We start from the raw sequence: 8111 nt of genomic DNA, 5'->3' as shown, positions 1-8111 counted from the left end.
GGTTTTTATTCATCGGCTCGCAGATTCGCTAGACGCTTCCTCCCCACACTCGGTCGCCCTCATGCAGTTGCGCTTCACTTCACTTGCAGTGATCAACTTGTGGTGGGACTTGCACCCACTAGAGTAGGCCCATGCTGGGCACACCTCGCAGCGGCGGACCAGTGGTCCGCCAAGCTCGCTGCTCAAACATGCGCGGGCTTGCATCCCCAAAAACAAGCCGCCGCTCAGCTTGCTCAACGGCGTCCAAAATACGGCCCCGCATCACGCCTCACGGTGTCTAGAGTTGATGCGCTTCAGAGCTTCTTGGATTGAAGGGTTGGATTTCTTCTAATGCGGCTCTTCGGATGGTTTGGGGCGTTTCGATCATCAGCCCATCTGAAAAAGATGGCCAACATTCAAACACGCCTCGCAAGCCGGCCGTGTCTCATGCCCCAATGCAGTTCCTGTGATGTGGGGTGTGGCTGGGCCGGGCGTTGGCGGTCGAGCCAGGCGCCGCAGAACGGAGGGCGAAGGCCCGGAGGATGCGGACAGGCGGGCCCGAAGGGCCGACTGCCTCCGTCCGGCACAGACATACCCCGCAGCGCAGGAACGGGTTTAAAACCAGCATCCTCACTGCCAAGCACAGCCAAGCACAGCCACGACTCAAGAACCAGCATCCTTGCAGCAAAGCGTGGGAACGGAACAAAAACCAACGACCTTGCAGTCAAGCGCAGGGGCGAGTTTTCAGCCCGCTTCCTCGCCCCGCAGATAAGCCTGTGCCCGCTGCGCCATCAAGGCCTCGCGTCGGATGAAGTCGGTCACGAAAGAGCTGGCCGGCGCATGATGCAAACCGTAGGGCGTGTCCCATTGCGCGATCACCCCCTTCTGCATCACACCGATGCGATCGGCAATCGCAAAAGCCTCCGCCTGATTGTGTGTCACCAGCAGCGCCGTGTGATTCGTCGCCTTGAGAATGTCGCGAACCTCGAATGCCAGACGCTCGCGCGTGTCGATGTCCAGGTTCGAGAACGGCTCGTCCAGCAATAGCAGGTCGGGCTCTGGCGCCAGTGCGCGCGCAAGCGCCACACGCTGCTGTTGTCCGCCCGACAGCTCGTGCGGATAGCGCCGGCCGGAGCCTTCGAGCCCCACCAGATGAAGCAGGTCGTTGACCCGTTTCGCGCGTTCCGCCCTGTCGAGCCGCCGCAGGCCGAAGCCGATGTTCTTTTCGACCGTAAGATGGGGAAACAGCGCATAGTCCTGGAACATCATGCCTACCCTCCGATGTTCCGGCTCGAGCTGAAAGCCTGCGGAAGACAGCAACGTACCGTCCAGCATGATGCGCCCTGCGCGCACGGGCTCGAAGCCGGCGATGGCCCGCAGCACCGTCGTCTTGCCGCAGCCCGACGCGCCCAGCAGGCAGCCGATGTGTCCATGCTCCAGGACGAGCGAAAAATCGTCGACCACCGGCTGGCGGCCTTGGGGAGTGTCGTAAGCCAGCGAAATGGCTTCCAGTTGCAGTAGTTCAGCCATGAAGCGGCGGCCTGTGGTGGATGTGCGTGTACATGGAATGGAGCGAGCCGGGCATGGGTGTCGTAAGGGCGGGGCTTCAGTGGCCCGATTTTAGCTGGTGGCGGGCCAGCAGCATTACAGGCAGCAGGCCGGCCACCACGATGGCCAGCGCCGCAACGGCGCCTTCTTCGTAGGTGCCCCGGGCGGCCTCGGCATAGAGCCAGGTGGCCAGGGTTTCAAAATTGACCGGACGCAGCAGCAGGGTGGCAGGCAGTTCTTTCATGGCGTCGACGAATATGAGCAGGGCGGCGGCGCCGATGGCCGGACGCAGCAAGGGCAGATGCACCCGCCGCAGCGTGCCCGAGGGGCTTTCGCCCAGCAGCCGCGAAGCCTGCTCGAGCGACGGCGGGATGCGGGCCAGGCCCGACTCCAGGCTGCCCACCGAAATGGCCAGGAAGCGGATGACGTAGGCGCACACCAATGCCGCGGTCGAACCCATCAGGAGCAGGCCCGGTGAAGCATCGGTAAAGGGCCGCGCCAGCCAGGCGATCAGGTCGTCGATGGCGATAAGGGGCAGCAGCAGGCCGATGGCCAGCACGGTGCCGGGCAGGGCATAGCCCACCGTGGAAACCCGCGAGCACAGTTTCATGAAGCGGGACCTGGCCGTATGGGCGCTGCGCGCGGCCCAGGTGATGATCAGGGCGCCCGCCACGGTGACGAAGGTGGCGGCGAGCGCGATACTGACGGTGTTGTAGCCGCTTTGCAGCAACTGCGCCGATACGCCGCCGGCAGCGTCGAAGTGCTTGATGGTTTCGTTGAGCAGATACAGGGCCGGGGCGACAAAGCCCACGAGTACGGGCAGCCAGCCCAGGGCCATGGCAAGGAGGGCGCGCGCGCCGTGCAGCTTCTCGGGCTGTATGGGCCGCATGCGCTGCGTGTTGGCATAGCGCTGGTGCCGGCGGCCATGGCGCTCGAGCAGGATGAGCAGCACCACGATGGCCAGCATGGAAAGCGCTATCTGCGCCGCGCCGGCAAGGTCGGACCGCGTGATCCAGGTGGTATAGACGGACACGGTCAGGGTCTGCACGCCGAGGAATTCCGAGGCGCCGATGTCGTTCAGGGTTTCGAGCAGGGCCAGGCTGACGCCCACCGCGATGGCCGGCCGGGCCAGGGGCAGGGCGACGCGGAAGAACACTCCCCGGCGCGACTGGCCCAGTATGCGGCCGGCCTCGAGAAGGCTGGCCGCCTGGGTAGAGAACATGACCCGCGTACTTAGATAGACATAGGGATACAGCACGAAGCCCAGCAGGAAGATGGCGCCGGGCAGGGCGCGCAAATCGGGCAGCCGGAACTGCCTGGGGCTGTCGTAGCCCAGCAGCTCGCGCACCAGGCCTTGCACGGGCCCCAGGGGGTGCAGGATATCGAGATAGGCAAAGGCGACGATGTAGGTGGGCACGGCCAGCGGCAGCAGCAGGGCCCACAGCAAGACGCGGCGAGTGGGAAAGTCGTAGGCCGTGACCAGCCAGGCGCTGCCCGTGCCCAGGCAGGCGACCAGTACACCCACGCCCAGCAGCAGCAAGGCCGTGTTGCGCAGCGCCGTGGGCAGCACATGGCGCGCCAGATGCTGCCAGTGGTCAAGCGACCCGTCCAGCGACATCCATACCAGGGCAATGACCGGAGCCGCCACGCACAGCGCGATAATCGCCGCGCCCAGCCGCCAGGGCCAGCCGGCCGCGGGGCGCAGCAGGCCCGAGCGGCGTTGGCGCATTCCTGCCGTTCCGTGGGGGGATGCCTCGGCGGCCAATGCCTTACTGGTCGAAGCCAACTTTATCCACCAGCTCGCTGGCCTGCTTGCGATGCTTGGCGATCTCGGCCAGCGGCAGGGGGTCGACCACCAGGGTGCCGAAGCTGGCTACGACCGGATCAAGGGCGACGCCCGCGCGCACCGGGTATTCGTAGTTGGCGTTGGCATAAAGATGCTGCGCCTGTTCCGACACCAGGTATTCGAGCAGCTTGATGGCGTCGTCGCGGTTGGGCGCGTGGCGGGCCACCGCGGCACCCGAAATATTGACGTGGGTGCCCTGGCTGCTGTCCTTGGCAAAAGTGGGACGCACGACATGGATGGCGTCACCCCATTTGCGCGCGTCGGTGCCCGGCTCGGAGTTTTTCATGCGGCCGACGTAATAGGCATTGGCGATGCCCACGTCGCAGATGCCGCCCAGGATGTCGCGCGCTACGTCGCGGTCGCCGCCGGTAGGCTTGCGGCCCAGATTGGCCTTGAGCCCGCGCAGCCATTCCTCGGCGGCTTCGATGCCGTTATGGGCGATGAAAGCGGCGATAAGGCCGGTGTTGTAGGGGTGCTGCCCCGAGCGGGTGCAGAACTTGCCTTTCCATTTGGGGTCGGCCAGTGATTCGTAGGTCAGTTCCTTTACGTCGACCTCGTTCGAGACATAGGCCACGCGGTCGCGCATGGAAAGGGTATACCAGTGGCCTTCGCTGCCGCGCAGATTGGCGGGTATGGTTTCGTTCAGCACCTTGGATTCGACGGGCTGTGTGACGCCGCCCTGAACCAGATCGATCAGGTTGCCGATGTCGACCGTCATCAGCACGTCGGCGGGCGATTTGTCGCCTTCGGCCTTCACGCGCTCGAGAAGGCCGTCTTTGACGAATACCGTATTGGCCTTGATGCCCGTGTCTTTTGTAAACTGTTCGAGTATGGGCTGGATCAGGCCCGGTTCGCGAGTGGTATACAGCGTGACATCCGCAAACGCGTTGCCCGCGCAGGCCGCCAGGCCTGCAAAAACAAGGGAACGAGCGAGCGGCAGGATGGTGGGGCGTGTCGTTCGCATGGCAAAAGCTCCTGTTAATGCAAATGATTATCAGCTACATGTAAAATGAGCAAAAGATAACAGTTTAAAGGAAAGGCTTCAACCTCGCCCTGGCAGGGTCTGGTTTGACTGAATATACGTGTATACACTCTTTATATGTAGTGGCCGGCTTTTACGCCAAGAAAGCCGCCGGCTTCCGAACTTTTCATTAAAACGCGGTAAATACAACATTTAAAAAGAAATTTAACTGAGTGAACACTAAATAGTGTAGAATCAAGACACAGTAGTTCACGTCGATAACCACGCCATGGGTTCATGAAGCAAGCGCATGCGCTCCTTCTTGCCCGCCGGCATTTTTTACGAACAAGACTATGGCAGCTTTCAATTCCGAGCAGGTTCTCAGCGTACGTCACTGGAACGACACCCTTTTTTCCTTTACCACCACGCGCGATTCGGCGCTGCGGTTTCATAACGGCCACTTCGTCATGCTCGGCCTCGAGGTCGAAGGCAAGCCCCTCATGCGCGCCTACAGCATTGCCAGCGCCAACTACGAAGAAAACCTCGAATTTCTCAGCATCAAGGTGCCCAACGGTCCGCTCACCTCGCGCCTGCAGCACCTGCAGGTCGGCGATTCGGTGCTCATCAGCAAAAAGCCGGTAGGTACCCTGGTGGTCGACGACCTCAAGCCCGGCAAAAACCTGTATCTGTTCGGCACCGGCACCGGCCTGGCCCCGTTCATGAGCATCATCAAAGATCCCGAAGTCTACGAGCGCTTCGAGAAAGTGGTGCTTCTGCATGGCGTGCGCTTCGTCAGCGAACTGGCCTATGCCGACTACATCCAGAACGAACTGCCCGACAACGAGTATTTCGGCGACATCGTGCGCGAGAAGCTCATTTACTACCCCACCGTCACGCGTGAACCCTTCCGCAACAGCGGCCGGCTTACCTCCGTGATCGAAAGCGGCAAGCTGTCCGAAGACATCGGGCTGCCTCCGCTCAACCCTGAAACCGATCGCGTCATGATGTGCGGCAGCCCGGCCATGCTGTCCGACCTGTGCCAAATACTCGATAACCGCGGCTTCGTCGTTTCGGCGGGCGTGGGCGAACCCGGCGATTACGTCATCGAGCGCGCTTTCGTCGAAAAATAAGGCTGCAAGGCAGCGGCGGCGGGGGTGTTAATTTTTGCTATAGCTGTTTAAACTCTGATAGTGGTTTTATTTTTACTAACAGAGATACCAAATGGCCAAGAAAATCATCCATACCGACGCCGCGCCCGCCGCGGTGGGGCCTTATTCGCAAGCCGTGGCCGCGCCCGCGGGCACAACCGTCTATCTTTCAGGCCAGATCGGGCTCGAACCCGGCACGGGCGAGCTCGTATCTGAAAACTTCGAAGGCCAAGTGCGCCAGTCTTTCGCCAATATGCAGGTGGTCATCGAGGCGGCGGGCGGTTCGCTGAACAGCATCGTCAAGCTCACCCTGTATCTGACCGACCTCAGCAAGTTTGCCAGCGCCAACGCCATCATGGCAGACATCATTCCCCAGCCTTTTCCCGCTCGCTCTACCATCGGTGTGGCCAGCCTGCCCAAAGGCGCCCAGTTCGAGGTCGAGGCGATCATCGTCGTCTAGGGCCTTGCCATCGGGCCTTACGGCCTGTTGAAAGACCTTGTCGGCCAAGACCGCACGAACCCCATAGCGAGTCCTTCCGTGTCCAGCACGCAGACCCGGCGCAAAATATCGAAACGCGCCCCGGCAGAAGCCAAGGAAGACGCCCAAAGCGCCGTCCAGCGGCGCTTCTTGCGCTTGGGCCTTGAGCGGCAGCAAGATTTCGTCGTTCACCTGCCCCTGCGCTACGAGGACGAAACCCGCATTCAGCCCATCGCTTCGTTGCGCCCCGGCCAAACGGGACAGGTCGAGGGCGAGATCTTGCACAGCGAAGTGCAGTTCCGGCCCCGGCGCCAGCTTGTGGCCGTACTGGAAGACGGCTCGGGCCGCCTTGCGCTGCGTTGGCTCAATTTCTATCCCAGCCAACAGCGGCAGGTCGAGCGGGGCAAGCGGGTGCGTGTGCGGGGCGAACTGCGCGGCGGGTTCTCGGGCGTCGAAATGGTGCATCCACGCGTCACCGTGGCCGGAGGCGAGCTTCCCGATTCGCTTACCCCGGTGTATCCCACCACCGACGGCCTTGCCCAGCCCACCTTGCGGCGCGCCATCGACCAGGCGCTGCGCGAGGCCGATCTAAGCGACACGCTAAGCGAAGACATCCGCCGGCGCTACCGCCTGATGCCTTTTGACGAGGCCATCCGCAGCCTGCATCATCCGCCGCCCAGCGTCTCGTACCAAGACCTGGTCGAGCGCGAGCATCCGGCTTGGCGGCGCGTCAAGTTCGACGAGCTGCTGGCCCAGCAATTGTCGCTGGCCATGGCGCGGGCGGCGCGGCTGGCCCAGCGCAGCCGGGCATACGGCGGGGCGGGGCAAGGCCTGGTGCAGCGGCTGCAAAAGGGCCTGCCCTTTGCGCTCACGGCCGCGCAGCAAAGAGTGGTTGCCGAGATCTCGGCCGACCTGGCCCGGGCCTATCCCATGCACCGCCTGCTGCAGGGCGACGTGGGCAGCGGCAAGACGGTGGTGGCGGCCCTGGCGGCCGCGCAGGTCATCGCCAATGGCGGCCAGGTGGCCATGATGGCGCCCACCGAAATATTGGCCGAGCAGCATCATGGCAAGCTGGCGGGCTGGCTCGAGCCGCTGGGCGTGCGCATCGCCTGGCTTACGGGCAGCCTGGGGGTGAAGGCGCGGCGTGAAGCCATCGAAGCCATCGAGTCGGGGCAGGCGCAACTGGTGGTGGGTACCCAGGCGCTTATCCAGGACAAGGTCGTCTTTGCCAATCTTGGGCTGGTCATACTGGACGAACAGCACCGCTTTGGCGTAGGCCAGCGCCTGGAGCTCAGCCGCAAGGGCGAAGAGGCGGGCGGGGCGCTGATCCCGCATCAGCTCAACATGAGCGCCACCCCCATTCCGCGCACGCTGGCCATGACCTTTTTCGCCGACCTCGACGTATCCGTCATCGACCAACTGCCTCCCGGCCGCACGCCCGTCGTCACCAAGCTGGTGTCCGACGGCCGGCGCGACGAGGTACTGGCCCTGGTGGCGCAAGAGGTCCGCTCCGGCAGGCAGGCATACTGGGTGTGCCCGCTGGTCGAGGAAAGCGAGGCGCTGCAGCTGCAGACCGCGGTCGAGACTCACGAACGCCTTTGCCAGGCGCTGCCCGACCTGCGCGTCAGCCTCATACACGGCAAGCTCAAGGCGGCCGAGAAAGCCAGGGTAATGGACGCCTTCCAGGCCGGCGAAGTCGATCTGCTGGTGGCCACCACTGTCATCGAAGTCGGCGTCGACGTGCCCAAGGCCTCGCTGATGATCATCGAGCACGCCGAACGCTTCGGACTGGCCCAGTTGCACCAGTTGCGCGGGCGGGTGGGGCGGGGGGCCGTGCAGTCCGTATGCCTGTTGCTGTACCAGGCGCCGCTTTCCCAGGTGGCGCGCCAACGCCTGCGCGCCATGTACGAAACCGGCGACGGGTTCGAGATTGCGCGGCGCGATCTCGAGCAGCGGGGGCCGGGCGAGTTTCTGGGCCTGCGCCAGTCGGGGGCCGCGCTGTTGCGCTTTGCCAGCCTGGAAACCGACGAAGAACTGGCCGCCCAGGCCCAGGAGCTTGCGCGGCATTGGCTCGAACACGAGCCCGGCAGGGCGCAAGTCCACATGCATCGCTGGATGCGCGGCCGGCAGGATTACCTGCGCAGCTGAGCC

6 protein-coding genes are annotated in these 8111 nt (G+C 63.5%); 3 read left to right on the top strand and 3 right to left on the bottom strand.

Features of this window, described 5'->3' with window-relative positions; translation table 11 throughout:
* Positions 1-723: 723 nt before the first annotated feature.
* From C7440_RS19345 to C7440_RS19335, 3 genes are all read right to left on the bottom strand, one after another.
* Positions 724-1509, bottom strand: coding sequence for an ABC transporter ATP-binding protein (locus C7440_RS19345; protein ID WP_116519628.1), 786 nt, complete (start codon positions 1507-1509; stop codon positions 724-726).
* A gap of 76 nt (positions 1510-1585) precedes the next feature.
* A complete protein-coding gene (locus C7440_RS19340) occupies positions 1586-3256 on the bottom strand; it encodes an ABC transporter permease (RefSeq protein WP_017523591.1) in 1671 nt (556 codons plus the stop codon).
* 40 nt (positions 3257-3296) lie between these two features.
* On the bottom strand, positions 3297-4337 hold the full coding sequence (locus C7440_RS19335; RefSeq protein ID WP_116519627.1) for a Fe(3+) ABC transporter substrate-binding protein: 1041 nt from the start codon (positions 4335-4337) through the stop codon (positions 3297-3299).
* Positions 4338-4687: 350 nt separating this feature from the next.
* Between C7440_RS19335 and C7440_RS19330 the strand changes: the two genes are divergently transcribed.
* The 3 genes from C7440_RS19330 to recG all read left to right on the top strand — a co-directional run bounded on the left by C7440_RS19330 (position 4688) and on the right by recG (position 8108).
* The gene (locus C7440_RS19330; RefSeq protein WP_116519626.1) at positions 4688-5464 is read left to right on the top strand and encodes a ferredoxin--NADP reductase; all 777 of its coding nucleotides are present in this window, start codon (positions 4688-4690) and stop codon (positions 5462-5464) included.
* A gap of 91 nt (positions 5465-5555) precedes the next feature.
* Positions 5556-5942, top strand: a complete 387-nt coding sequence (locus tag C7440_RS19325) for a Rid family detoxifying hydrolase (RefSeq protein WP_116519625.1) — start codon at positions 5556-5558, stop codon at positions 5940-5942.
* Positions 5943-6020: 78 nt separating this feature from the next.
* Positions 6021-8108, top strand: a complete 2088-nt coding sequence (gene recG / locus C7440_RS19320; protein WP_116519624.1) for an ATP-dependent DNA helicase RecG — start codon at positions 6021-6023, stop codon at positions 8106-8108.
* The last annotated feature ends 3 nt before the right edge of the window (positions 8109-8111 follow it).

It is taken from the genome of Pusillimonas noertemannii, assembly GCF_003096595.1.
GTDB classification, from domain to species: domain Bacteria; phylum Pseudomonadota; class Gammaproteobacteria; order Burkholderiales; family Burkholderiaceae_B; genus Pusillimonas; species Pusillimonas noertemannii.
The sequence above is the reverse complement of the archived record's forward strand: the minus strand, read 5'-3'. Positions and strand labels throughout refer to the sequence as shown.

Bases quoted from the DNA above. Each gene is read 5' to 3' on its own strand.
- C7440_RS19345 (WP_116519628.1), bottom strand. From the start codon at position 1,509: ATGGCTGAACTACTGCAACTGGAAGCCATTTCGCTGGCTTACGACACT.
- C7440_RS19340 (WP_017523591.1), bottom strand. From the start codon at position 3,256: ATGCGCCAACGCCGCTCGGGCCTGCTGCGCCCCGCGGCCGGCTGGCCC.
- C7440_RS19335 (WP_116519627.1), bottom strand. From the start codon at position 4,337: ATGCGAACGACACGCCCCACCATCCTGCCGCTCGCTCGTTCCCTTGTT.
- C7440_RS19330 (WP_116519626.1), top strand. From the start codon at position 4,688: ATGGCAGCTTTCAATTCCGAGCAGGTTCTCAGCGTACGTCACTGGAAC.
- C7440_RS19325 (WP_116519625.1), top strand. From the start codon at position 5,556: ATGGCCAAGAAAATCATCCATACCGACGCCGCGCCCGCCGCGGTGGGG.